Source organism: Flavobacterium sp. UGB4466, assembly GCF_903469665.1.
Classification (GTDB): Bacteria; Bacteroidota; Bacteroidia; order Flavobacteriales; family Flavobacteriaceae; genus Flavobacterium; species Flavobacterium lipolyticum.
In genome coordinates this window covers 6668-32276 of record NZ_CAGKLC010000008.1, presented here as the reverse complement: position 1 = coordinate 32276, position 25609 = coordinate 6668, and the positions used below count along the sequence as shown (strand labels likewise).

22 protein-coding genes are annotated in these 25609 nt (G+C 36.0%); 11 read left to right on the top strand and 11 right to left on the bottom strand.

The window, feature by feature from the left end; translation table 11 throughout:
- Positions 1-37: 37 nt before the first annotated feature.
- Entirely contained in the window at positions 38-1183 is a 1146-nt protein-coding gene (locus JO950_RS03920; RefSeq protein WP_202701338.1) for an AraC family transcriptional regulator, read from the bottom strand.
- A gap of 183 nt (positions 1184-1366) precedes the next feature.
- On the opposite strand from JO950_RS03920, the gene murQ reads away from it, so the two are divergent.
- From murQ to JO950_RS03890, 6 genes are all read left to right on the top strand, one after another.
- The gene (gene murQ, locus JO950_RS03915) at positions 1367-2206 is read left to right on the top strand and encodes an N-acetylmuramic acid 6-phosphate etherase (RefSeq protein ID WP_202701337.1); all 840 of its coding nucleotides are present in this window, start codon (positions 1367-1369) and stop codon (positions 2204-2206) included.
- Positions 2207-2323: 117 nt separating this feature from the next.
- Complete coding sequence (locus JO950_RS03910; RefSeq protein ID WP_017498392.1) at positions 2324-2545, top strand: DUF6095 family protein; 222 nt, start codon at positions 2324-2326, stop codon at positions 2543-2545.
- 46 nt (positions 2546-2591) lie between these two features.
- Positions 2592-3164: a pentapeptide repeat-containing protein gene (locus tag JO950_RS03905; protein ID WP_202701336.1), complete on the top strand. Its 573-nt coding sequence runs from the start codon at positions 2592-2594 to the stop codon at positions 3162-3164.
- A 63-nt stretch (positions 3165-3227) separates the two neighbouring features.
- Positions 3228-3803, top strand: coding sequence for a DUF1572 domain-containing protein (locus JO950_RS03900; RefSeq protein ID WP_202701335.1), 576 nt, complete (start codon positions 3228-3230; stop codon positions 3801-3803).
- A 319-nt stretch (positions 3804-4122) separates the two neighbouring features.
- A complete protein-coding gene (locus JO950_RS03895; protein WP_070907134.1) occupies positions 4123-4494 on the top strand; it encodes a DNA topoisomerase IV in 372 nt (123 codons plus the stop codon).
- A gap of 34 nt (positions 4495-4528) precedes the next feature.
- Positions 4529-5308, top strand: coding sequence for a TerC family protein (locus JO950_RS03890; protein WP_202701334.1), 780 nt, complete (start codon positions 4529-4531; stop codon positions 5306-5308).
- Positions 5309-5863: 555 nt separating this feature from the next.
- Here the strand turns inward: JO950_RS03890 and JO950_RS03885 are convergent.
- The 9 genes from JO950_RS03885 to ychF all read right to left on the bottom strand — a co-directional run bounded on the left by JO950_RS03885 (position 5864) and on the right by ychF (position 17451).
- Entirely contained in the window at positions 5864-8581 is a 2718-nt protein-coding gene (locus tag JO950_RS03885; RefSeq protein ID WP_017498399.1) for a DNA gyrase/topoisomerase IV subunit A, read from the bottom strand.
- Positions 8582-8618: 37 nt separating this feature from the next.
- The gene (locus JO950_RS03880; protein ID WP_237732270.1) at positions 8619-9161 is read right to left on the bottom strand and encodes a hypothetical protein; all 543 of its coding nucleotides are present in this window, start codon (positions 9159-9161) and stop codon (positions 8619-8621) included.
- Between the two features lie 78 nt (positions 9162-9239).
- Positions 9240-10343 (bottom strand): YhcG family protein, encoded by a 1104-nt coding sequence (locus tag JO950_RS03875; RefSeq protein WP_202701332.1) that lies wholly within the window; start codon positions 10341-10343, stop codon positions 9240-9242.
- A 20-nt stretch (positions 10344-10363) separates the two neighbouring features.
- Positions 10364-12235 carry a DNA topoisomerase IV subunit B gene (locus tag JO950_RS03870; protein ID WP_202701331.1) on the bottom strand — a complete coding sequence of 624 codons (1872 nt, stop codon included), beginning with the start codon at positions 12233-12235 and terminating at the stop codon, positions 10364-10366.
- 161 nt (positions 12236-12396) lie between these two features.
- Positions 12397-13572, bottom strand: coding sequence for a nicotinate phosphoribosyltransferase (pncB, locus tag JO950_RS03865; RefSeq protein ID WP_202701330.1), 1176 nt, complete (start codon positions 13570-13572; stop codon positions 12397-12399).
- 95 nt (positions 13573-13667) lie between these two features.
- The gene (locus tag JO950_RS03860) at positions 13668-14645 is read right to left on the bottom strand and encodes a transglutaminase domain-containing protein (RefSeq protein WP_202701329.1); all 978 of its coding nucleotides are present in this window, start codon (positions 14643-14645) and stop codon (positions 13668-13670) included.
- A gap of 3 nt (positions 14646-14648) precedes the next feature.
- Positions 14649-15173, bottom strand: coding sequence for an NADPH-dependent FMN reductase (locus tag JO950_RS03855; RefSeq protein WP_017498405.1), 525 nt, complete (start codon positions 15171-15173; stop codon positions 14649-14651).
- A 164-nt stretch (positions 15174-15337) separates the two neighbouring features.
- Entirely contained in the window at positions 15338-16015 is a 678-nt protein-coding gene (locus JO950_RS03850; protein ID WP_202701328.1) for a TIGR02117 family protein, read from the bottom strand.
- Positions 16016-16356: 341 nt separating this feature from the next.
- Entirely contained in the window at positions 16357-17451 is a 1095-nt protein-coding gene (gene ychF, locus JO950_RS03845; protein WP_202701327.1) for a redox-regulated ATPase YchF, read from the bottom strand.
- Between the two features lie 314 nt (positions 17452-17765).
- Between ychF and JO950_RS03840 the strand changes: the two genes are divergently transcribed.
- Positions 17766-20432: a TonB-dependent receptor gene (locus JO950_RS03840; RefSeq protein ID WP_202701326.1), complete on the top strand. Its 2667-nt coding sequence runs from the start codon at positions 17766-17768 to the stop codon at positions 20430-20432.
- A gap of 311 nt (positions 20433-20743) precedes the next feature.
- On the opposite strand, the gene JO950_RS03835 is transcribed toward JO950_RS03840, so the two are convergent.
- The gene (locus tag JO950_RS03835) at positions 20744-21094 is read right to left on the bottom strand and encodes a 4Fe-4S dicluster domain-containing protein (RefSeq protein WP_017498411.1); all 351 of its coding nucleotides are present in this window, start codon (positions 21092-21094) and stop codon (positions 20744-20746) included.
- 152 nt (positions 21095-21246) lie between these two features.
- Between JO950_RS03835 and JO950_RS03830 the strand changes: the two genes are divergently transcribed.
- The 4 genes from JO950_RS03830 to JO950_RS03815 all read left to right on the top strand — a co-directional run bounded on the left by JO950_RS03830 (position 21247) and on the right by JO950_RS03815 (position 25328).
- Positions 21247-22320, top strand: coding sequence for an acyl-CoA reductase (locus JO950_RS03830; RefSeq protein WP_202701325.1), 1074 nt, complete (start codon positions 21247-21249; stop codon positions 22318-22320).
- A 93-nt stretch (positions 22321-22413) separates the two neighbouring features.
- The gene (gene serC, locus JO950_RS03825; protein WP_202701324.1) at positions 22414-23484 is read left to right on the top strand and encodes a 3-phosphoserine/phosphohydroxythreonine transaminase; all 1071 of its coding nucleotides are present in this window, start codon (positions 22414-22416) and stop codon (positions 23482-23484) included.
- Positions 23485-23711: 227 nt separating this feature from the next.
- The gene (locus tag JO950_RS03820; protein ID WP_202701323.1) at positions 23712-24662 is read left to right on the top strand and encodes a D-2-hydroxyacid dehydrogenase; all 951 of its coding nucleotides are present in this window, start codon (positions 23712-23714) and stop codon (positions 24660-24662) included.
- A 108-nt stretch (positions 24663-24770) separates the two neighbouring features.
- The gene (locus tag JO950_RS03815; protein WP_202701322.1) at positions 24771-25328 is read left to right on the top strand and encodes a hypothetical protein; all 558 of its coding nucleotides are present in this window, start codon (positions 24771-24773) and stop codon (positions 25326-25328) included.
- Positions 25329-25609 lie beyond the last annotated feature (281 nt).

The following is a 25609-nucleotide window of genomic DNA, read 5'->3' as shown; positions in this document are numbered from 1 at the left end:
TTTTCGTCACGAAGTAGTACTTTATGCAAAGCCTTTATTATGAGGCGTTCCGATAAGCTGTAGGGGTTAGATTTGTATATTTTTTAAAAGACGTATTAAAAAAAGATTTTGAATTAAAACCTACTTCATACAAAATTTCCAAAACCGTAAGCTGACTTTTGGACTGATCTTTCAGTATATTCATTGCTTTTTGAATGCGATATTCGTTTACAAAATCAAAGAAATGCTGATCAATATGATGATTGATTAAAACCGATAAATCCCGAACCGGAATATTAATCTGATTCGAAAGTTCCTGAATGGTTAATGACGGGTCCAGAAAAGGTTCTTTTTCGGTCATGTAGAGCTTCAATGTCGCAATTTGATCTGAAATTACTTCATTTTGATGCTCCTTTTCTCCGACATTAGTATTCTGTTTAGGAAGAATATCTTTGGCCAATTGTAGTTTAGAATCAATACCCCGAAAAAGATCCGGATGATTCAGGGCTTTTAATACAAACCAGCAGGTTATTACCAAAACCATAAACTGTAATATTACATTAGACCAAATCCATAACGAATCGTAATTCACATATCTTAAAGCATTCTTAATGATACATAAATAATACAAAACAAAGAATATAGCCGCTATCTGAAGCAGCCATTTAAAAACAGAACTTCTGGGATTGGTATAATTTTCCTCATATATTGCTTTGTATTTTTTTAAGACCAAAGCTACTCCAATGCTGTAAAATACAATTTGCAAGGCCAAAGCGAGAAACAAAAAGAACATCTCCGGCGACTGATCACGCTGGTTGTAAAACACCATTTTTTCGGTGTTCGTTAAAAAGTAAAGCCTGAACATATAAAACACATTCAGGAGTACAAATGGAATTGCGTGTAGTAAATGTTTCGATCTCAATCTAAAATCCGTGAAACAAACGGACAAAACGTACAGATAGAAAAAAGGCAAGACCAGAGAACAAGCCGTCCATCTGAAAAATTCTAAATTAAAATGGGCTTTTATAAACTCATCATCAATAAAAATACCACTGTTATCAAGGGCAAAAAATATTAGATAGAAAGCAAACAGTCGGTTTGTCAATTTATTCTTTGTTTGCACTGTGAGTAAAAAGAAGGCCAGTAAAAAAGAAACAAAGACTGATATTTTTGCGATACTCGTTAAAAAGCTAATTATATCCATTCCAAATTTTTAATTATTTAACAAATATAATGTTTTAGTTGTTTTAATAAAGGTTCAAGAGAGCAATCATTTCATCAGAAATTACAACAAAAAAATATTCTAAATCTTCATGACTTTACGCTCCAAATTTCGGGATTGCAAGAAAAAAGATTAATTTTGACCCAGTTCAATTAACACGAAAAAATGACCTTTACAAAAACTACAGAACAGTCCTCAAAATACGAACATTTAGAAAAAATGTCGGTCCATGAACTTCTGATTAACATCAATCAGGAAGACAAAACTGTTCCTGATGCAGTCGAAAAAGCGATTCCGCAAATTGAAACTTTAGTAGCACAGGTAGTTTCTAAATTAAAATTAGGCGGTCGATTATTTTATATAGGTGCAGGAACATCCGGACGCTTAGGTGTTGTTGATGCTTCAGAATGCCCTCCAACTTTTGGTGTTCCTTTTGATTTAGTTAACGGAATTATTGCCGGTGGCGACACTGCCATTCGTCGTGCCGTAGAAAATGCCGAAGACAATGCAACTCAAGCCTGGATTGATTTACAGGCGAATCATATTGATCAAAACGATGTAGTAATTGGTATCGCGGCTTCAGGAACTACGCCTTATGTGATTGGCGGTTTAGAAAGCTGTAATCAAAATAATATCCTTACGGGCTGTATCACTAACAATGCGGGAAGTCCTTTGGCGCTTACTGCCCAATTTCCGGTTGAAGTGGTTGTAGGTCCGGAATTTATCACCGGAAGCTCCAGAATGAAAGCCGGAACAGCTCAAAAATTAGTGCTGAATATGATTTCGACTGCTGCAATGATTCAGCTTGGAAAAGTAAAAGGCAATAAAATGGTCGATATGCAGTTGAGTAACATCAAACTGGTAGATCGTGGTGTAAAAATGATTATGGGAGAAATTCCTGTTTCCTACGAACAAGCCAGTGAATTATTAAAAAAATATGGCAGCGTACGAAATGCTGTGGACAATTATAATCTTTTATGCGAAATGTTTATTTGTGAGATGTGAGATGTAAAAGGTCAGATGTAAATAAAATTATACCTGTCTAATCGTAAAGTTCTAAAACCTGAAACTTGAAACTTGAAACAATAAAACCTGAAACTCTCAAAACCTGAAAACAAAAAAATGGCAACAAATAAAGAATTATTAGGAAAAGGAATTAAATATTTATCGGGTTCATTGCCTTTATTATTTATTGGGCCGTCGCTCATTTATAACGCTTTTATGAATCAGCATACCAACTGGCATTATCTGGTTCTGGGAATTGGAATTGTGGCTTGTTTAAGCGCTATGTTTTTGATTTTTTACGGATTGAAAATCATTATGAAAGGTTTATTTAACGACTAATTTGCATCCTTCTCGTACCTAACTCACGAAAATCCAAAAAACACTCATGGAAAGTCTAATTCACATTCAAAAAACCTTCGAAAAAGTTACTTATATTGACAAGAAAATAAACAATCGGGAGTTTGAAGATTGTGTTTTTAAGAATTGTGATTTTTCGAATAGCAATTTTGCTTACAACACCTTTTTAGACTGTGAGTTTATCGATTGCAATTTGTCGATGACAAGTTTGTCCGGTACCAGTCTGAAAAATGCTACATTCAAAAATTGCAAGCTTCTTGGAATTGCTTTTAACGAATGTGATGATTTTCTATTCCAGGTTTATTTTGAAGAAAGTACCTTAGATTATGCTGTTTTTTCGAACAAGAAAATGCCTAAAACTAAATTTATCAACTGCTCTTTGCGCGAGATTTCTTTTATAGGATGCAATCTAACCAGTGCTTTATTTGACAATTGCAATCTCGAGGGAGCTATTTTTAACGATACACAACTGGCAGGCGTCGACTTTAGAACTGCCTACAATTATAAAATTGATCCTGAATTTAACCCTATGCGAAAAGCACAATTTTCAACTCAGGGTATTGTAGGGCTATTAGACAAATACGATATCAAAATTGTATAGTTTTTTGCCACGAATTTGTGACAAAAAATAAAAACTCATTTCCGCTAAACCAAATGCATCACTATGAAAGCAACTGATTCCTATTTAGAAAGCGTTAAAAAACAGTTTTTGTACTATAAAATGCTGGGAGAAAAAGCCATTGCACAATTAGAACCCGACCAGCTTTTTGTTACCCTTAATGAAGATACCAACAGCATTGCTACGATTGTAAAACACGTTTCAGGCAATATGCTCTCACGTTGGACCGATTTTTTAACGTCTGATGGCGAAAAAGAATGGCGCAATCGCGATTCGGAATTTGAAAATGATCTGCAATCTAAAGAAGAAGTCCTGCTGATCTGGAACAAAGGCTGGGATTGTTTGCTGAATGCCTTAAACAGCTTAAACCCGGAACAACTTTCAGACATCATTTACATCCGAAACGAAGGTCATACCGTTATTGAGGCCATCAACAGACAGCTGGCACATTATCCTTATCATATCGGACAGATTGTTTTTTATGCCAAACAATTAAAGAAGGGCGACTGGGACAGCTTATCGATTCCGAAAAATAAATCCGGAAATTACAACGCCGAAAAGTTTGCCAAAGAAAAAGAAATCAAGAACTTTACAGATGATGAATTAAAGCGATTGAAATGATAGAATTTCATGCAGATCTTGGCGGATTATGCTGGTGGATTCTCATCCGATTCTGCAAAACAAAACTGGCTTTAGAACAAGGTTTTGAAAACAGAAGAAGGAACTTGTTTTTTCTGACTTTTTTAAACTTTTTAGTTCTATTTTTATTTTTATCCTTTTGTTATTATAAATATAAATAATCTTTGTACTTCAAAAAACCTCTTATAAATACTAATGCCCTAGCCCTGATGGAAGCGGCATCCTTTTATGTCTGCCGCGGCAGACGGAAAAGATATAGCGTACAGCAGGAATCAGCTCCTTAAAAAAAACAAATTACATTATGAAAAAAATTATATTCTTACTTCCATTATTAGGTTTAATGTCTTGTTACAACGCGGAACACAACTGCAAAGATTTTAAAAACGGAAAATTCAAATTTGAATTTGAAGTAAATGGCGTCAAAAAAACCACTGTTTTTGAACGTAAAGACAATATCGAAATCGAAACTTTTGAAGGTAAAACAGACACTTCAACCATCAGATGGGTAAGTGATTGCGAATACATTTTACAAAAAAAACATCCAAAAAATATGGCTGAAGAAAAAGCCATCAGCATGAAAATTCTAACCACTTCTAAGGATTCTTATACTTTTGAATTTGGAATGGTGGGTTCTGACCAAAAACAACGTGGTACAGTGGTAAGAGTTGAGTAAATAATCTATTTAAATGTTATAAAACACCTTTAGTATGGAAGTTTTTCTAAACCCCGATGCCTGGATTGCCTTACTGACATTGACTTTTCTGGAAATTGTCCTGGGGATTGACAATATTATTTTTATATCCATCGTCACGGGGAAATTGCCTGAAGAAGATCGAAAGAAAGCCACCCGAATTGGTTTGTTTTTGGCCATGTTTATGCGTATCGCTCTGCTGATGGGAATTTCGTATCTGATTGCCATGAAAGCAACTCTTTTCAGCATTCATTGGGGCTGGTTTGAAGGAGATTTTACCGGTCAGGCAGTCATTTTATTTCTGGGCGGTTTGTTCCTGATTTATAAGAGTACTAAAGAAATCAGCGAAAAAGTGGACCATCATGCCGAGGAGGAAAAAACACTTAAAACTGTTGCCAAAAAATCATTCTCGAATGTCATTATGCAAATCCTGCTGATCGATTTGATTTTTTCTGTCGACTCGATTTTAACGGCTGTCGGTATGACAAATGGTGTTCATGGTGCTTTAACAATCATGATTACGGCGGTAGTCATTTCGGTACTGGTTATGATGTTATTTGCGGTTCCTGTTGGAAATTTTGTCAACAAGAATCCGTCCATTCAAATACTGGGGCTTTCGTTCTTGATCCTGATCGGTTTTATGCTGATTACGGAAAGTATGCACTTATCGAATGCGGCACTTGCGGGTGAGCATATTGGAGCGGTACCGAAAGGTTATTTGTACTTCGCCATTTCGTTTTCGCTTGCTGTGGAATTTATCAATATGCGAATCCGAAAAAAACATTCATCACATTAAATGAGTTTCTCTCTTTGGCGTTTAGCTTTCGCCCTTACAGGGCTAAAACAATAACACCTTTTTATTATTCATAGTGCTTTGCACTATGTTATTACTGAAGCTCTTTCAGAGCTGCCAGTTTACATCAATTTCGTTCCGAAAGTTGGATCAAAAAGGGCTGAAAGCCCGAGAGCACAAGTATAGCGCAACGCGCGATGAACTAAATTAATGATCTAAATTGCCCTGAAAGGGCAAAAGCTTTTTTTACTCCTTACAAAATCCTATAAAAAAACCACTCCCATTCTTATAAAATCTCACACAAAATATGCCTGGTGCTTTTCATTGCGATCAGGCTTTTGCCCTTTCAGGGCGTAACCCATAATTGTCATCATCATTCATAGTGCTACCACCATGCTAATGCTAAAGCTCTTTCAGAGCAATTGGATTTGGTTAATTTCGTTCCGAAAGTTGACTTCTTAACAAAAGAGAAAATTAATTATAAAAAAAATGATCTTATACACATAAAAAGAAAGAGGAAGTTCCAAAATTTTGAAACTTCCTCTTTTTTACTTTCTATTATTCGAGAACGAGACCTATCTGACCATCATCATCTAATTCTGTTTCAACGGCGTCATCATCGTCTGCGATTACCCTCTCCGGAACTTCTTCAACCGGTTCTTCATAAGGCAGCGGTTCTAACAGGTTTACTTGTTTTAGCTTATCACTCGTCAGTTGATTTCCGAGTGCTTTAAAACCTTTTACAGCAATAAAATCTTCAACATCAATATGTAAATCTTCTTTCTGAACTCCTTTTACTTTTGCAAAAACCAACTGGGCTAACGGACGGTAATCTGTTGATACAATTTCTAATTGCGAGTTCGGATGGTCTGTAATAAAACTTTCTTCTTTACCCTCATTTTCCACGAGGAAACGTTTTAAGAAATAACGTTCTTTTTCTCCATCGTAATAGATCGCCGAAATAGGTTTTTTAGGTTTCCATTTTTCCAAAACAATCATATCTTCCTCAAAATGAGTCGATAATTCCGGAATAATCACCTTCAATTTACCAGCCTGACTTATGATCAGAATTTTATCGCTTGGTTTAAACTCTCCCAGCAATTCTCCTCTGGCATCAACATTTAAACGTTTAACGGTATCATCAAACCAAACTTTTCTTGGCAGTAAAGTCGAAATTCCTTTTTCTTTTAATTCTATTTTCTTGATTGGATACTTGGTTACCAAATTTCCTTTTGATCCACGTCCTTTGATGGCCAGTTTAGCAAAATCAATATCGAATTTCAGTTTTTTAATGGTTCCGATTTGACGCAGTAAAATAGTAACAACCTCTGCTTCTCCATTCGGATTATGCGAAAAATAAACGACTTGTGAACCGTTTGTCCCGTTAGTCAGATCATACGCTTTATCACGTGTAACTCCGGTAACATTAAAACGTTTTATATACGAAGGTCCGGATTTACCATCACGATACATCATGTTGTAAATCGTACGCTTATCGCTCTTGTCAAAAACAGCGACGTGTATAATATCTTTTCCTATAAATGTTTTGGCATCTACTTTTGAAATCATCATTGTACCATCGCGCAGGAACACAATAACATCATCAATATCCGAACAATCGGCTACATATTCGTCTTTCTTTAAACTGGTTCCTACAAAACCTTCTTCTCTGTTTACAAAAAGTTTGGTGTTACGCAAGACCACTTTTGTAGCCTCTACATTGTCAAAAACACGAAGTTCAGTCTGACGCTCGCGGCCTTTTCCGTATTTCTCTTTTAACTTAGTGAAGTAGGCAATAGCAAAATCCGTTAAATTTTCCAGATTGTACTCTACCTCCTTCATTTCATCTTCTAACTTCGCGATAAAATCATCGGCCTTGTCAGAGTCAAAACGGGTAATACGAATCATCGGTATCTGAGTCAATCGCTGTAAATCTTCATCGTTGATTTCTCTGACGAATGATTTTTTGAACGGCTCAAAACGATCGTATAAATATTTATAAAGCGACTCTCTATCCGAATACAATTTGAAGTCAATGTACATTTCTTCACGAATGAAGATTTTTTCTAAAGTCGAGAAGTGCCATTTATTTTTTAATTCCTCTAACTGAATTTCCAGCTCCTGACGAAGTAAATCGACGGTTCTGTGAGTCGATATTTTCAACATTTCAGAAACCCCGATAAACAAAGGCTTATTGTCTTCAATCACACAGCCTAAAGGCGCCACAGAAGTTTCACAAGCTGTAAAAGCAAACAGCGCGTCTATGGTTTTATCCGGAGAAACTCCCGGAAAAAGATGAATTAAAATCTCAACATCGGCCGCGGTATTGTCTTCAATTTTCTTGATTTTGATTTTACCTTTTTCGTTGGCTTTCAAAATACTGTCAATTAAACTCGAGGTATTGGTCGAAAACGGAATTTGTGTGATTACCAGTGTATTTTTGTCCAGCTGAGCAATTTTCGCACGCACACGCACACGTCCGCCACGAAGTCCGTCATTATAATTAGACACGTCAGCAATACCCTGCGTCATAAAATCAGGATACAGCGTAAAAGCTCTTCCTTTTAAGATTTTAATTGAAGCATCAATTAATTCGTTGAAGTTGTGAGGCAAAACTTTTGTCGAAAGTCCTACTGCAATCCCTTCTGCTCCCTGTGCCAAAAGCAACGGAAATTTTACCGGAAGATTATTCGGTTCTGCACGACGACCATCATAGGAAACACCCCAATCGGTAATTTTTGGAGAATACAAAACCTCTAAAGCAAATTTAGACAAACGTGCTTCAATATAACGCGAAGCTGCTGCTCCGTCACCTGTTAAAATATTACCCCAGTTACCCTGACAATCGATCAATAAATCTTTTTGTCCAATTTGTACCATAGCGTCACCAATACTCGCATCTCCGTGTGGGTGATACTGCATGGTGTGACCAACAACATTGGCTACTTTGTTATAACGACCATCATCCAGCTCTTTTAAAGAGTGCATAATACGACGCTGAACGGGTTTAAATCCGTCCTCGATAGCAGGAACTGCACGTTCCAGAATTACGTACGAAGCATAGTCCAAAAACCAGTCCTTGTACATTCCGGTAACTTTCGTAATTACGTCTTCACCTTCCTGTTCCTGATTTTCGTAAAAATGCGCTCCTTCAAAATGTTTGGCATCTACATCGATAATTTCATCGTCATCTCCTTCCTGAATGTTATCCAGGTTTTCTTCTGAATTATTCTCGTCGTCGCCCGGAATGATGTTATCGTCTTCTTCGTCTTTCATTTTTATGCTGAATTTATTTCAGTACTTCTATTTAATATCAATATTTTAAATATCCTTTTTTTTCTAAAATCTTGTATTCTTTCTTTTCATCATCATAGTCTACAAAAAGTTTAATTCCAAACTTTCTAAACAATGTTTCCATATCTGAATAACAGTATTTTTGAAAATTATCCAGATTAGATGATGTTCTGCCTCCAACACAACTTACACAAAACTCATTATAACCAATAATTCTATTTTTATTATCTCTGAATAAAATCATATGCCTTGGATTATAACAAGCTGCCGAAACCTCTTGAGGAACACAGGTATCACAAACCATTAAATTTAAAAGTTCCGTCTCCTGACTTTTATTCAAAATCACTCTTTCCTCTATCATCGTACTGTCAAAAGTTAATCTGTAATTGTCAACTAATACTTTTGAGGAAGGAAATTTGCCTTTATAGTTTAATGTATCCCAATAAATTCTGTTATAATAAGAAACTAACTCAATTTTTGAAAAGTTCTTTATCGGAAAATCTCTTTTCTTAATTATTTTACTTTCTGATTTAACCATTGTAATTCCTTCGTTTTCTTGCAAAACCTTTGCTTTTTTATTCTGACACGAAACTAAAACGAAAACAACTATCAATAAAAATACTTTCCTCATTTGTCAAATTTATTTACTTTCAAGAAGTTCCTTTAAAACCTCTACACTTGGTAATACTGTTTTGTATTTACTGGCAAAAATTTGCTCATTGTTCTCGGGCAAGGTATATTTTACTACAGCTTCGCTTTTATTCTGGCAAAGTACAATTCCAATAGTTTTGTTCTCGTCTTCCAAACGCATTTCTCTGTCATAGTAATTAACATACATTTGCATTTGCCCTAAATCCTGATGTTTAAGCTCTCCTATTTTTAAATCTATAAGGACAAAACATCTTAATATTCGATTATAAAAAACCAAATCAATTCTGAAATGTTTATCGTCAAAAGTGATTCTGTTTTGTCTGGCAACAAAAGTAAAACCATGTCCCAATTCCAATAAAAAATGCTCTAATTTATTGATAATCTCTTCTTCCAGTTGTGATTCTGAATATTGATTAAGTTCAGGCAATCCCAAAAACTCCAATATATAAGGATCTTTAATAATATCTTTGGGCTTTTCAATAATCTGACCTTGTTCTGAAAGTTCTAATATTCCTTCTTTATCACGGCTTAAAGCTAATCTCGTATAAAGTGCTGTATCATATTGCCGTTTTAATTCACGAACACTCCAATTGTATTTTTCAGATTCAATTTCATAAAAACGTCTTTCCTTTTCATCTTCAATTCGCATTAAGAAAATATAGTGAGTCCAAGTTAATTTGAAAAACGAAGCCAATGACTGCACTTTTTGAGATTGAAATTCCTCAGTAACTGACTGTGATTTCTTTGTTTTCAATTCCCCAGTCAGTGACTGGGAAATTCTATTTTGCAATTTCGTCATCGGTGATGACGAAATTGAATAAATTTGATAAAATTTCCGCATACGATCCAAACTTTCAACAGAAAATCCCTTACCAAATTCCTCTGTCAATTGTTTAGAAAGGCCTTTTAAAAGCTGTTTTCCGTACTCGGCTCTGTCTTTTCCATTTTGTTCTTCTTCAACAATTATTCTTCCAATTTCAAAATAGGTAATGGTCATGGTAGAATTTACGGTACGTAAAACCTGTTGTCGCGCATTTTGCAATAACTCGGCAACTTGCTGAAAAATGACTTTATTTTGAAGACCCTCTGACAATAGTATCTTTTATTTAAATCTTAAACTTCTTCTTCAACTGCATCTAATTCCACTTTCAAATTCTTGATAATAAACTCTTGCCTGTCCGGAGTATTTTTACCCATGTAAAAAGATAATAATTGCTCGATTGAGGTATTTTTATCCATCATAATTGGGTCAAGACGAATGGTGTCTCCGATGAAATTTTTAAACTCGTCCGGAGAAATCTCTCCTAGACCTTTAAATCGGGTGATTTCCGGTTTTGGTTTTAGTTTTTCAATCGCGTCTTTTCGTTCTTCTTCAGAATAACAATAGATGGTTTCTTTTTTATTACGAACCCTGAAAAGCGGTGTCTGCAAAATATATAAATGTCCTTCTTTGATTAACTCCGGAAAAAACTGAAGGAAAAAAGTAATCAACAGCAAACGAATGTGCATACCGTCGACATCGGCATCGGTTGCGATCACGATATTGTTGTAACGCAATTTCTCCAGTCCGTCTTCAATATCCAGGGCTGCCTGCAATAAGTTAAATTCCTCATTTTCGTACACAATTTTCTTGCTCATTCCATAGGAATTCAAAGGCTTACCGCGCAAACTGAAAACTGCCTGTGTATTCACATCACGCGATTTGGTGATCGATCCGGAAGCCGAATCTCCCTCTGTAATGAAAAGGGTACTTTCCAGATTTCTTGGATTCTTTGTATCGGGAAGATGCGCACGGCAATCTCTTAATTTTTTATTGTGAAGATTCGCCTTTTTAGCACGATCTGTAGCTAGTTTACGAATTCCTGATAATTCTTTACGCTCTCTCTCCGCTTGTAGAATTTTGCGCAATAAAGCTTCGGCCGTTGACGGATTTTTATGTAGATAGCTGTCTAATTTGTTTTTGATAAAATCATTTACAAAAGTACGAACCGAAACCGGAGGTGTTCCGTCATCAGAACCCATATCAGTAGAACCTAATTTGGTTTTGGTCTGAGACTCAAAAACCGGTTCCATCACTTTAATACTAATCGCACTCACTATCGACTTACGAACATCAGAAGCTTCAAAGTTTTTATTGTAAAATTCACGAATGGTTTTAACAATAGCTTCTCTATAGGCCGCTAAGTGAGTTCCTCCCTGTGTGGTGTTTTGTCCGTTAACAAAAGAATGATATTCCTCGCTGTATTGCGTTTTACTGTGCGTTAAAGCAATTTCGATATCATGATCTTTTAAATGGATAATAGGGTATTCTAAATCTTCTTCGTTGATGGTTTCTTCTAATAAATCACGAAGTCCGTTCTCTGAATAATATTTTTCTCCATTGAAAATAATTGTCAAACCATTGTTCAGATAACAATAGTTCTTGACCATTTTGATTACGTATTCTAAACGGAATTTATAATTTTTAAAAATCGATTCATCCGGCGTAAAAGTAACTTTTGTTCCTTTTCGCTTCGTTGTTTCAATTATATCTTCTTCAAGAACCAGATTTCCCGCAGAAAACTCAGCCCCTTTTTGTTTATCGTCACGAACCGATTCTACACGAAAATAGTTCGACAATGCATTTACCGCTTTTGTTCCGACACCATTCAAACCAACCGATTTCTGGAAAGCTTTTGAATCGTACTTTCCTCCCGTATTCATTTTTGAAACGACATCCACCACTTTCCCTAACGGAATTCCACGTCCGTAATCACGAACCGAAACCGTTTTATCTCTGATAGTCACTTCAATAGTTTTCCCTGAGCCCATTACAAACTCATCAATACAGTTGTCCAGTACCTCTTTTAGAAGAATATAAATACCATCATCAGGCGAAGATCCGTCTCCCAATTTCCCGATATACATTCCGGGACGCATACGGATATGTTCTTTCCAATCGAGTGATCGAATGTTATCTTCGGTATATTGATTTTGCTCTAGCATAAAGTGAATTGGATTTTTGGCTAATGTACCATTTATAGTCAAAAAATGAAAGCGTATTTTTTTTTTGTTACGAATAATAACAGCTTTAAACCCTATTTACATTGATTTTAAAATAATCCGCAAACCAAAAATATAAAAAATCAGCTTTTTGGTAAAAAATACTATTTGATTCCCAGCACTTCTTTTGCCAAAGCAATCATTTCAGGCGTTCCGGTATTTTTATTTTTTTCGTCAGAAAGTTTTACAACACCTTGCCACTGGTCATTATTCAACTTTACTTCTGTCAGTTTTATCACCATATTCATTGAAGGCAAACCCGCATCATTGGTAAAATTGGTTCCGACACCGAATGACATTTTGATTTTATCTCTGCAAAAATCCGCTATTCTTTTCACTTTCTCATAATTCAATGAATCCGAAAAAACGATCACTTTCGATTTCGGATCAATTCCCATTTGGGTATAATGCGAAATTACTTTTTCTGCAAATTCAATAGGATCTCCGCTATCGTGACGTACTCCGTCAAAAAGTTTCGAGTACTTTTTATCAAATTGTTCAAAAAACACCGCTGTAGTATAGGTATCCGTCAGAGCAATTCCGAGGTCACCATCGTATACCTGCGTCCAATGTCCCAGCCCCATCATATTAGCCATTTTAAAACCGTATTGGGCAGCATGAAACATAAACCATTCGTGGGCGTGAGTACCCAATGGCCTCATATTGTTAGTCATTGCAAAATGAACGTTACTGGTTCCTATAAAACTATTCGAACCAAATTTTCGAAGTGTCTCATTCACCAAGGCATGTACATCATACGAATGGCGTCGTCGGGTTCCAAACTCTAAAATCGAAACTCCAATTTTATTGTAATTATCAATCTTGTCTTTGGTTACTCTTTTTAAAGCTTCATCGTCCAGTCGAATGGATTGACCAGTCTTATAGAACAGCTCAGAAATCAAGCCCATCAGGGGTACTTCCCATAAAATAGTGCGATACCAATAGCCCTCAACAGTTACTTTTAACTCAGAACCTGTCTGAGTAATCTGAACCTCGGACGGGTCAAAGTTATAGCCTTGCAAAAAATCAAAATAAGTGGGATCCAGGTAAGAACAATGCTGCCACAAATATTGTTTTTCTTCTTTTGTCAACCGCAAATCTGCCATTGCATCAACCGATTTTCGAAGTAAATCTCCAAATCCAGGCGGGAAAAAATGATTTCCTCTGTTGATAAAGCTGTAACGAACCTGAGCCTTTGGAAAAAGTTTGATTACAGCATGCTGCATTGTAAATTTATAGAAATCATTGTCTAAAATTGATTTCAAATAAGTTGTTTCCATAATCCGGCAGTTAAATTAATTTTATAACTGTAATGGCTAAGATACGCCAATTTAACCAAAGAAGGAAGCTCTTTAAGCAAAGATCATGCTTCGTTTTACTTTGAAAGTATCTTAAATGACATTATACCGTCACGAACAAGAAAAAAAGTAATATACGAGCCTATTTTTTTATCATAAATGACTTCAAATTCTAAAGCTCCATTTACTGCTTTAGAGTCTTCAATTCTGACAGGTTTTCCATTCTTCAAATAATAAAAAAGATCTGTCTTTGCAATATTCTTTATTTTAAACCGGATTTTGTCTCCTTCATTAGCCTTAATAATTCCTGAAGCCGGTGCCAAAATCTCATGATCTCCTTCTATTGCAGCATCAAAAAGTAATGGTCCGTTCAGAAAATCCTCTTTGTTTAATTTTTTCCCCAGATAAGTTCCGGAATCCGGAAAATGCTTAGCAAAAAAGTATTTGGGATCAGTGTCAAAATAAACGGGTGAAAAATGACTAACAGCCGCTTTTTTGCCACTGTCATAATATCCCTGCCCCCAGGTTACATCAACCAAAATCCATTTTCCATCCACCTGAACCATATTCCAGGAATGATTGGAAAACGAATTTTCACGTCCGATATCACTCAACGATCGTTTAGAATCTCCTCGGATCACCTCACATTTCAACCCCGTTAAAGAGGCCAATTCCTGATACAAAAGTGTAAAACCTTCACAAACCGCTTTTCGGGATTCGAAAGTGTTCTGCCATGTTTTTTCCTTTAAAACTGCAATTTTCGCTTGTTTGTCCGCTTCATTAATATAGGTAAATCGAAGCGGTTTTGGCGGATTCAGATAGGCTTTGTAATCGTATTTTATGTTTAAAGCAATCCAGCTGTAAATAGCCCTCGCTTTATCATAATCTGAAGTAAAATCTTTTTGTATTCTTTCTGCCAGACTTTCTACTGAAGTAAAATTAGCAGGATACTTTAACACCGTATTATCAATCGTATTGTACTTTTGCGCGTTGACACGAGGCAGAAAGATGAAACTCAGGAAGAAAACAGCAAGGACAATCTTTTTTGGGATCATAAATTAGAAACTGGACTTAATAATGTCTTTTAATTCTTTATTTAACTCTTCATTTGAGATTTTATTTTCCTCCAAGTCAAAATTCGCATTAAATGCCGGCAATGAAAAAGTAGCTTTAATTTGTGCTCCGTATCTTGGCAAAGCGTTATTGGCGATTTCCAAAACCGAAGCTCCTCCTCTTGCTCCCGGCGAAGTAGCCATTAAAAGCATTGGTTTTTGCTGAAAAATTTCTTTCATGATCCTCGAACTCCAATCAAACAAATTCTTGAAAGCTGCAGAGTAATTCCCGTTGTTTTCTGCCAAAGAAATTACCAAAAGATCTGCATTTTCAATCTTTTGCAAAAATGTTTTTGCCAGCTCATGCTGACCAATTTCTTTTTCTAAATCGACACTGAACAAGGGCATGGCAAAATCATTAAGATCTAAAACCTCAACTGTTCCATTGTCGAATAAACTTGCCGCATAAGTCGCCAGCTGTTTGTTTATCGAATGCTGACTGTTACTCCCTCCAAAGGCTACAATTTTCATATTTGTTATGGTTTAATTTCAAAAACAGCTTTTTCAAATAGCTTTTATATAATCATTATTATCTCTTCAGGACTAAACAAGCTTTATCCCAAAACATAAAAGTACCTTTTTATTTTATCAATCCTTTTGTCAAAAGATTATTTCTTAAAATACATCTTTAATTTTTACTTATAATGACAAAAGATTCCTTTATCATAAACCGTCCATAAACTCGCTTTTTGATTCGCCGCTTTTAACGCGCAGTTTGCCCAGGTGTTACACGTATAAAACAGACTATAACTTCCTTTAGCCTCATAAAAAGCATCCTTTTTCCCGTAACTATGGCCTTCAATCCATTCAGGATTCTCCGGATTATTAAAACTCTCTGAAATATAGTTTACTAATTTTTGATAGTTTTCTTTAGAAACCAGAATACGTTTGCAATCTTCTCCTTCGCGTAATTGCTTAAAAAATGTGGTATGCATGGCTGACGAACTTACACCAAAAATAGCTTTTAAAGCCGTACTGGCTTTTAAATCTGACCATTCAGGTGTATCGAGATAAAAACCTTTATCACCCCAGCCAAAAGCTACAAATTTTGCCAATGTATCGTTGGATTCTGTCTGATCAAACTGAATTTCCTTTCTCCAATCTTTGACTTCACTAACGATCGGAACCACAATATCTGTGTGCACTCCGTTGGAAAGAATATAAATCGGGATTGCGTTTTGTTCGTCAATTTTGTCCATAGTGGAGTTAACTGTAATTCTGGAGATCAATAATACAGCTGTCACATATAAAGCAAGAAAAGTAAAGATTCCGAAAAGTGTCCAGCCCAGAAATTTGAAAGATTTTTTTAGCATTTTTATTGGTTATTTTTAGATTGATAATTGGTTGATTTTTCTGTAACCAATTTTTGAGCCAATTTTTTTTGCTTCTTACAAATTACAAACCGACTATACAGAATCGCGCACGCGAAAGCGCGGATTTAAACGGATTTTTAAGTTCATTTTTTTTTATTTCGAGGAACGAGACTCGAAATAAAAAACGATGCGAAGCTTCGACTTCGTACAATCTGACAATGGCTTTCTTCAACCTCAAAATACAACTAACAATAACTTTTGTGCATAAAAAAAACTGCTGAATTGCTCCAGCAGTTTTAGTCTATCTTCTTTGTTCTCTATTCTATCTTCTCTAAAAAAGATTAAACGTTGAAACGGAAATGCATTACATCACCATCTTTTACGATATATTCTTTTCCTTCAACTTTGAACTTACCTGCTTCTTTTGCTTTTGCTTCAGAACCGTACTGAACGTAATCTTCGTATGAAATTACCTCGGCACGAATGAATCCTTTTTCAAAATCAGTATGAATAACTCCGGCAGCTTGTGGTGCTGTAGCTCCAATATTGATGGTCCAGGCACGAACTTCTTTTACACCTGCTGTAAAATAAGTTTGTTGTTTTAATAATTTGTATGCTGCACGAATTAGTACAGAAGCTCCCGGCTCAGTCAATCCCATATCTTCAAGGAAAACCTGACGCTCTTCGTAGCTTTCTAATTCTGTAATATCCGCTTCTGCTCCTACTGAAAGAATGATAACTTCAGCTTCTTCGTCTTTTACCAATTCACGAACCTGATCTACATATTTATTTCCGTTTACAGCTGAACTTTCGTCAACATTACAAACGTATAATACCGGCTTAGCCGTAATCAATTGAAAACCTTCCATCAAAACTTCTTCGTCGTTGCTTTGAGGAATAATAGTTCTGGCAGATTTTGCCTGCAATAACGCTTCTCTGATACGGTTTAACAAAGCTTCTTCCGTCTGAGCTTCTTTGTTTCCGGTTTTAGCGGCGCGTTTTACTTTCTCCAAACGTTTCTCGATTGTTTCCAAATCTTTCAACTGAAGTTCAATATCAATCGTTTCTTTATCACGAATTGGGTTTACATTACCATCAACGTGAACGATGTTATCGTTATCAAAACAGCGTAAAACGTGAATAATAGCATTACACTCTCTAATGTTTCCTAAAAACTGGTTTCCAAGACCTTCTCCTTTACTAGCACCTTTTACCAAACCTGCGATATCAACGATATCCACAGTTGCCATTTGTACACGCTCTGGTTTAACTAATTCTTCCAGTTTGTTAATTCTTGGATCCGGAACGTTTACAACTCCAATATTGGGTTCGATTGTACAAAACGGAAAGTTGGCACTCTGCGCTTTTGCATTAGACAAACAATTAAATAATGTTGATTTTCCAACATTTGGTAATCCTACAATTCCTGCTTTCATCTGTTGATTCTATTTGTTTTTTATGTAAACCTTTTTCTTTCGAGTCTTTTTTATACCGGTTTTTCAGTATACCAAAGTCGTTTTTAACAGGTTATAATTTTCGTATTCCTTTTGTACTTGTGCCGAAATAGTATTTTTTGGCTTTAAAATTTTGCAAATATAAGATTTAATAGCTCGCAATTGAAGTAAAAATGACGATTAATGTTTTTTAAGGTCACCTCATTAAAAAAAATAAACTTCTTATTAATTTTTTGTTAAAAATAATTACTTTTATAACAAACGAACAAAAACCAATAAACCAAACTCAATTAACCATGAAAAAGATTGCATTATTAATAATACTGTTCAACACAGCATTTCTATTCGCCCAAAAAGAAGTATCAGGAGTTGTGAGAGATAAATCAGGTAATCCGCTTCCGGGAGTTAATATCCTTGAAAAAGGAACTACAAACGGCGTATCTACCAATTTTGAAGGAGGTTACCTTATAAAAGTAAAAGAAGGTGCCATCTTAATTTTTAGCTACGTTGGCTATACCAATGTAGAAAAATCCTCTTCAAATAGTAAAACTGACGTTATTTTAGACGAAAACGGAGGTCAGGTCCTGAATGATGTCGTAATCGTAGGATCAAGAAATACTAAGAGAACCGTGGTGAATTCGGCCGTTCCGATTGACGTTATTAGCGTAAAAGATGTCACGACACAAAGCGGTAAAATAGAGATCAATCAATTGTTACAATATGTTGCTCCTTCGTTTAATGCCAACAAACAATCCGGATCTGATGGTGCCGATCACGTTGATCCTGCTTCGCTGAGAGGTCTGGGACCGGATCAGACTTTGGTTTTGATTAACGGAAAAAGAAGACATCAGTCATCCTTAATCAATTTATTTGGTACCCGCGGACGTGGAAACACAGGAACTGATTTAAATGCCATACCTGCTACTGCGATCAAAAGAATTGAAATCCTTAGAGATGGCGCCGCTGCCCAATACGGTTCGGATGCCATTGCCGGAGTTATTAATATTGTACTAAATGACAATGTCGACGAATTAACGGGATCTGTAACCTACGGAGCGTTTAATACCAATGCAAAAGGTGATTTTTTGGATGGAACTCCAAATACCAAAAACTTCAGACTGGACCAAAACGGAAACGGAAATACTTATGGTAAAAACCAATCGTTTGACGGTGGATCTGTAAAAGTAGCCGCTAACTATGGTGTTGCGATTGGTGACAAAGGAGGTTCAGCCAATTTTACAACAGAATACATCAACAAAAACAAAACCCTAAGACCTGCTTATGATTTCAGAAAAGGTTTTGGAGATGCTTCTATTCAAGGTTTTAACTTATTCGGAAATTTATCGCTTCCGGTATCTGAGAAAACGCAGTTTTATGCTTTTGGAGGCCGAAATTACAGAGATACAGATGCCTATGCTTTTACCAGAAACGGAGGAGAAAGAGTTGTCGAGTCTGTTTATCCGGGTGGCTACACTCCCAGAATTACTTCTAATATTATAGACAATTCTCTGGCAGCAGGATTTAGAACTAAAACGGCCAGCGGATGGAACATCGATTTAAGCAATACTTACGGTAAAAACCTTTTTCATTACTACATCAAAGGAACTATAAATGCTTCCTTAGAAGGGAAATCTCCAACAGAATTTGATGCAGGAGGGCACAGTCTGACTCAAAATACAACCAATTTTGATTTTTCTAAAAACTACGATTCGGTCTTAAGCGGTTTAAACCTTGCTTTTGGAGCAGAGTACAGAACGGAAAAATTTACTATTTTCTCAGGAGAAGAAGGTTCTTATGCGACTTATGATACTAACGGAAGACCTATAACCAACCCTACAACCCAAAGCGCGCCAACTATTCCAAATCCGGATTACGACCCTACAGATCCAACTTCGTCTCCAACCATTTCAAGACCGGGAGGTTCACAAGGTTTTCCAGGATACAGCCCTTCAAATACGGTAGACAAAAGTCGTACGAACTTATCTTTATACACTGATGCTGAGCTTGACATAACAGAGTCTTTTTTACTGAGCGGTGCGGTTCGTTTTGAAAACTATAGTGATTTTGGAAGTACCTTAAACGGAAAATTAGCTGCAAGAGTAAAAGCCGGACAGCATATTAACTTCAGAGGATCTGTAAGTACAGGCTTCCGTGCTCCTTCACTGGCACAAATTTATTACAACCTGCGTTTTACAAATTTTAATGCAGGAGGAGCTACCGAAGTGCTACTTGCTCCAAACAACAGCCCGGTTACCAAGGCTTTTGGAATTCAGAAACTAAACGAAGAAAAAGCGGTAAATGCCTCTTTGGGCTTCACGGCTACCTTTGGCGATTTCACCGCAACAGTTGATGGCTATTACATCAAAGTAAAAGACCGTATCGTTCTTACCGGATATTTTGATGCTAAACCCTTAAACCTTGGTGTCGATAAAGCTCAGTTTTTCGTGAATGGTGTAGACACCAGTACTCACGGTTTGGATATCGTTTTGGCCTGGAAGAAAAAATTCGGAGAATCCTTGTTTAGTGCGACTTTGGTTGGAAACATCAACGACATGAAAATTGATAATGTAAAAAATGGAACTTTAGACGAAGGCACTTTCTTTGGAAAACGTGAAAAAGCATTCCTACTATCATCAGCTCCGGATAACAAATTTGGCTTAAACCTTAACTATGCTAAAAATAAATTTGATGCCGGTATTGCATTCACCAGATTCAGCAAAGTAGTTTTAGTAGATTATACTGATGAAAATGATGTATACAATCCAAGACTAATCACTGACTTAACTGTTGGATATCAATTGACTAAAAACCTGAAATTAAGCGTTGGAAGCAACAACTTATTCAATGTTTACCCAACGAAACAAGATGAGACAGGCAATACTGAAGCAGGTGGTTACTGGGATGCCGTTCAGATGGGATTCAGCGGAGCATACTACTATGCAAGACTTGGGTTTAATTTTTAAGTAATTAACCCATTAAAAAAACATTTAACACATAGAAACATAGATTCTGAGGCCATGAAAGAATCTAAAAAGAAACCCGTTTCTTACGCATAGTCGCCTCTGTGCGCCTAAAATAAGTAAAACGCCTTATTTGAGTATATCAAATCTATGTTTCTATGTGTTTAAAATCAACTACCCCCAACAGTTTAAGCAGTTGGGAACTTTATGCAATCAGACAAGTCAAAAAAAGCTCTTATCTGACTAAACAAAAACAAAAAATCCTGAGCGTTAACTCAGGATTTTTTGTTTATATCTAATACATCATTATTTCATTATTCACCGTGTAAAAACGCTTGTCTGTTCAACAAGGTTTCTTCGTCTTCAACGTGATTATCATCTGGCACACAACAATCAACTGGACATACGGCAGCACATTGAGGTTCATCGTGAAAACCTTTACACTCGGTACATTTTCCAGGAACGATATAATACACCTCATCAGAAATTGGTGTTTGTGCATCTTCTGCATCAACCTCAGTTCCGTCAGGTAAAATTATTTTTCCGGAAAGACTGGTTCCATCTTTGTATCTCCAATCATCAGCACCTTCATAAATTGCTGTATTTGGGCATTCCGGTTCGCAAGCCCCACAGTTTATGCATTCGTCAGTTATAATTATTGCCATTGTTTTATTAGTCTTAGAGTTAAAAGTCTTAAAGTTGCAAAGTCAAAAAAAAGACATCCCTCGCTTTTGACTTGATGACTTTTGACTTTCGACTTATTTATCCTTATTTTTGTGCAAAATTACAATCAAAACCTTTCATAAACAAATTACTTATGTTACAAAACGAAAAAAAACAGTCTTTTATAGCACTAGGTCGATTTTTAAGTCAGTTCTCTGAAACAGAAAACGTACGAAATGAATCGGTTTTAGGTAACGACCTGTTTTTTGATGATTTCATAAAACTGATTGCTCTTTCTCAATCACACAATGGATGGTATACTCCTGAACAGGTGCATTTTGCAATACATTCATGGGCAGAAGCTTTAACGGAAGAAAACATTGAAAAATGGCTTTCGGCTTACAGTTCAGCATTCGAAAAAGCAGATAAAACTGAAAAAACAGTTGCTTTAATCCTTGCCGGAAATATTCCGTTAGTTGGATTTCATGACTTTTTATCGGTTTTAATCACTGGAAATAAGGCCTTAATAAAAACTTCTTCAAACGATCAGCATTTATTGCCGTTTTTAGCCAAATACCTCATTTTTGTCGATGAAAATCTAAAAGATAAGATCACTTTCGTAGAAGGTAAACTCGAAAATTTTGATATCGTTATAGCAACCGGAAGCAACAATACGGCACGTTATTTTGAATATTACTTTAAAGATAAGCCGTCGATCATTCGCAAAAACAGAAATTCGGTTGCAATTTTAAACGGAAAAGAAACTCACGAAGAACTAGAAGCTTTGGGCGAGGATATTTTCAGATATTTTGGACTGGGATGCCGCAATGTGTCTAAACTTTTTGTTCCGAAAGGATATTCTTTTGATGCATTTTTCCAGGCTATTTTCAAATATCAGGATGTTATTCATTACGAAAAATACGCTAACAATTACGACTACAATAAAGCTGTGTTTTTGATGAGTAACTTTAAACTTTTAGACAATGGCTTTTTAACTCTAAAAGAAGATCCGAGTTACGCCTCTCCTATTTCGAGTGTCTTTTATGAATCTTATGAAAACATCGAAGACTTACAAACTCGTTTAGAAGCTGATGCTGAACAAATTCAGTGCATCGTGAGCAATGATTTAACTCAAAACAGTATTTCTTTTGGGCAAACCCAAAAACCACGTTTGTGGGATTATGCAGATAATGTAGATACTATAACGTTTTTGTTAACAACAAATTAAAAATATGTTCAATTATTTCGAATTATTTATCGCTTTTTCAGCTCCTATTGCCGAAATTTGCGTCTTTAAATTTTTCGACTATTAACAAAAACCATGAAAAAACACAACTACAGCGCAGGACCTAGTATTTTACCTCAGGAAGTTTTTGAGAAAGCATCAAAAGCCATTTTAGATTTTAATGATTCAGGATTATCTATTCTTGAAATTTCGCACCGAAGTAAAGACTTCGTTGCTGTTATGGAGGAAGCTCGATCCCTTGCTTTAGAATTATTGGGACTTCAGGGAAAAGGGTATCAGGCTCTATTTTTACAAGGTGGTGCAAGCACAGCCTTCTTAATGGCCCCTTATAACTTAATGAAAGAAAACGGAAAAGCCGCTTATCTGGATTCCGGAACCTGGGCAACTGCTGCTATAAAAGAAGCAAAATATTTTGGAGAAACTGTTATCGTAGGTTCTTCAAAAGAAGCTAATTACAATCATATTCCGAAAGGATACGAAATACCAACTGATGCTGATTACTTTCACTGTACCAGCAACAACACTATTTTTGGAACTCAAATGAAAGAATTCCCGGCAACAAATGTTCCTGTGGTTTGCGATATGAGTTCTGATATTTTTTCACGTGAATTGGATTTCTCTAAATTTGACTTAATCTACGCCGGCGCTCAAAAAAACATGGGACCTGCCGGAACCACTTTGGTTGTGATTAAAGAAGAAATACTAGAGAAAAACGGAAGAACAATTCCAAGTATGTTAGATTACGCTAAACATATTAAAGCAGAGAGTATGTACAACACTCCTCCTGTTTTTGCTGTGTATGTTTCGTTACTAACTTTACAATGGATTAAAGAAAAAGGAGGAATTGCTGCAGTTGAAAAACTAAACAATGCAAAAGCAGAATTACTTTATGCCGAAATTGACAGAAATCCATTGTTTAAAGGAGCAGCAGCAGTTGAAGACCGTTCTAAAATGAACGTTACTTTCTTATTAAACAATGCCGATCACACTGCTACTTTTGACGCTTTATGGAAAGAAGCCGGAATTTCAGGATTACCAGGTCACCGTTCAGTGGGTGGTTACAGAGCTTCAATCTACAATGCGATGTCTATCGAAAGCGTTCAGGTTTTAGTAGATGTAATGAAAGCTTTGGAAACTAAAATTTAGTTTACAGTCGCAGTTTTTAGTTTGCAGTTTACCAAAAATGTGAATTGAACACAGGATTCCTAGCCCCGATAGAAATGGAGATCCTTTTTTGTTTTTTCTTTAAAAACAAAAAAGATCATAACGGATAGCGGGATTAGCTCCTAAAAAAAAAAGAAAAAATTATAATATTATGTTTATCTTCTAATCTGTACGATTAAACAAATAAACAAATAAACACATAAACTAAGATGAAAGTATTAGCAAACGACGGAATTTCAAAAAGTGGAATTCTTGCTTTAGAAAAAGGTGGTTTTGAAGTTATTACAACAAAAGTAGCTCAGGAACAAGTAGCTAATTTTGTAAACGAAAATAATGTAGATGTCGTTTTAGTACGAAGCGCTACTAAAGTTCGCAAAGACATTATTGATGCCTGCCCGGGATTGAAAATTATTGGCCGTGGTGGTGTTGGTATGGACAACATCGATGTTGATTACGCAAAAAGCAAAGGAATTCATGTCATTAATACTCCGGCTTCTTCATCAGAATCTGTTGCCGAACTGGTATTTGGACACTTATTTTCAGGTGTTCGTTTTTTACATGATTCAAACAGAAATATGCCTCTTGAAGGGGATTCAAACTTTGACGGTTTGAAAAAAGCATACGCTAATGGTACTGAACTAAGGGGTAAAACTCTTGGTATTGTTGGTATTGGGCGTATTGGTCAGGCTACTGCAAAAATGGCTTTAGGTTTAGGAATGAGAGTAATCGCTGCTGATAGCTTTATTCCTTCTGTTGACGTTAAAGTGGAGTTTTTTGACGGCCAGTCGATCACTACAACTATCGTTTCTCAATCTTTAGAATCATTGTTCAAAGAAGCTGATTTCATTACCTTACACGTTCCAGCTCAGGACGGTTACATCATTGGCGAAAAAGAACTGGCTATTATGAAAGATGGTGTTGGAATAGTAAACTGCGCTCGTGGTGGTGTTATCGACGAAGTAGCCTTAGTGAAAGCTTTAGATTCAGGAAAAGTTGCATTTGCCGGATTAGACGTTTTTGAAAGCGAACCAAAACCGGAAATGGCTATTTTAATGCATACTAAAATCTCATTGACTCCTCACATTGGGGCTGCCACAGGAGAAGCACAAGACAGAATTGGTACAGAATTAGCTTCACAAATCATTTCCATACTGAGCTAATAAACTAAAAATAAATTAATTAGGAGGGATTTATTAACATCGTTTAATAAATCCCTTTCTTTTTTTGATTAAATTTGAGTTTAAATTCTAACCTAAATTCTTTAAATCATGTTTGAACAATTAACACAATTAGTACAACAATACGGAGGAGATGCAGTGGTAAACAACGCTGCTGTCCCAAATGAGCATAATGAAGCGGTTATAAAGGAAACTAGCTCTTCAATATTTTCAGGATTGCAAAAAATTGCTTCAGAAGGAGGTGCAGAACAATTGGCTGGCTTATTTAACGGAACTTCTAAACTGGACAGTTCTAATCCCGTTGTACAACAAATAACACAACAATTAAGCGGGAGTCTTGGTGAAAAATTCGGATTAAGCAGCGCCGATTCAGCCGGTGTCGCTTCAGGTATGATTCCGCAGGTTTTGAATTCTTTAGTCAACAAAGCAAAAGATCCCAACGACAGTAGTTTCAATATTTCAGATATTATAAGCTCAATTTCAGGAAATAGCGGACAAGCTTCCGGTATTATGGACACTATTAATAAATACGGAATGCAATTCGGTCTGGACCAAAACAATGACGGAAAAGTAGATGTAGCCGATGCTGTAAGTCTTACTAAAAGTGGAGGATTAGGAGGGCTATTGGGGAAATTGTTTGGAAAATGATTTTTTTTTAAGGTGCTAAGATGCTAAGGTTCTGAGGCACTAAGCTATTCCCATGGTAACTTTAAATTTAAGTATTAAACCTTTTACCAAAAATATAAAGGCTGTTTGTTGAACTCAAACAGCTTTTTTTATTCACGAAAATCAAAAACCTTAGCGTCTCAGAACCTTAGTAACTCAGAACCTTTCTATGCAAACAGCCTTTTTTTTATTGATCAAAACCAAAAATCTTAGCATCTCAGAACCTTAGCACCTCAGAACCTTTCCTCACAAACAACCTTTCT

Bases quoted from the DNA above. Each gene is read 5' to 3' on its own strand.
- JO950_RS03920 (WP_202701338.1), bottom strand. From the start codon at position 1,183: ATGGATATAATTAGCTTTTTAACGAGTATCGCAAAAATATCAGTCTTT.
- murQ (WP_202701337.1), top strand. From the start codon at position 1,367: ATGACCTTTACAAAAACTACAGAACAGTCCTCAAAATACGAACATTTA.
- JO950_RS03910 (WP_017498392.1), top strand. From the start codon at position 2,324: ATGGCAACAAATAAAGAATTATTAGGAAAAGGAATTAAATATTTATCG.
- JO950_RS03905 (WP_202701336.1), top strand. From the start codon at position 2,592: ATGGAAAGTCTAATTCACATTCAAAAAACCTTCGAAAAAGTTACTTAT.
- JO950_RS03900 (WP_202701335.1), top strand. From the start codon at position 3,228: ATGAAAGCAACTGATTCCTATTTAGAAAGCGTTAAAAAACAGTTTTTG.
- JO950_RS03895 (WP_070907134.1), top strand. From the start codon at position 4,123: ATGAAAAAAATTATATTCTTACTTCCATTATTAGGTTTAATGTCTTGT.
- JO950_RS03890 (WP_202701334.1), top strand. From the start codon at position 4,529: ATGGAAGTTTTTCTAAACCCCGATGCCTGGATTGCCTTACTGACATTG.
- JO950_RS03885 (WP_017498399.1), bottom strand. From the start codon at position 8,581: ATGAAAGACGAAGAAGACGATAACATCATTCCGGGCGACGACGAGAAT.
- JO950_RS03870 (WP_202701331.1), bottom strand. From the start codon at position 12,235: ATGCTAGAGCAAAATCAATATACCGAAGATAACATTCGATCACTCGAT.
- pncB (WP_202701330.1), bottom strand. From the start codon at position 13,572: ATGGAAACAACTTATTTGAAATCAATTTTAGACAATGATTTCTATAAA.
- JO950_RS03860 (WP_202701329.1), bottom strand. From the start codon at position 14,645: ATGATCCCAAAAAAGATTGTCCTTGCTGTTTTCTTCCTGAGTTTCATC.
- JO950_RS03855 (WP_017498405.1), bottom strand. From the start codon at position 15,173: ATGAAAATTGTAGCCTTTGGAGGGAGTAACAGTCAGCATTCGATAAAC.
- JO950_RS03850 (WP_202701328.1), bottom strand. From the start codon at position 16,015: ATGCTAAAAAAATCTTTCAAATTTCTGGGCTGGACACTTTTCGGAATC.
- ychF (WP_202701327.1), bottom strand. From the start codon at position 17,451: ATGAAAGCAGGAATTGTAGGATTACCAAATGTTGGAAAATCAACATTA.
- JO950_RS03840 (WP_202701326.1), top strand. From the start codon at position 17,766: ATGAAAAAGATTGCATTATTAATAATACTGTTCAACACAGCATTTCTA.
- JO950_RS03835 (WP_017498411.1), bottom strand. From the start codon at position 21,094: ATGGCAATAATTATAACTGACGAATGCATAAACTGTGGGGCTTGCGAA.
- JO950_RS03830 (WP_202701325.1), top strand. From the start codon at position 21,247: ATGTTACAAAACGAAAAAAAACAGTCTTTTATAGCACTAGGTCGATTT.
- serC (WP_202701324.1), top strand. From the start codon at position 22,414: ATGAAAAAACACAACTACAGCGCAGGACCTAGTATTTTACCTCAGGAA.
- JO950_RS03820 (WP_202701323.1), top strand. From the start codon at position 23,712: ATGAAAGTATTAGCAAACGACGGAATTTCAAAAAGTGGAATTCTTGCT.
- JO950_RS03815 (WP_202701322.1), top strand. From the start codon at position 24,771: ATGTTTGAACAATTAACACAATTAGTACAACAATACGGAGGAGATGCA.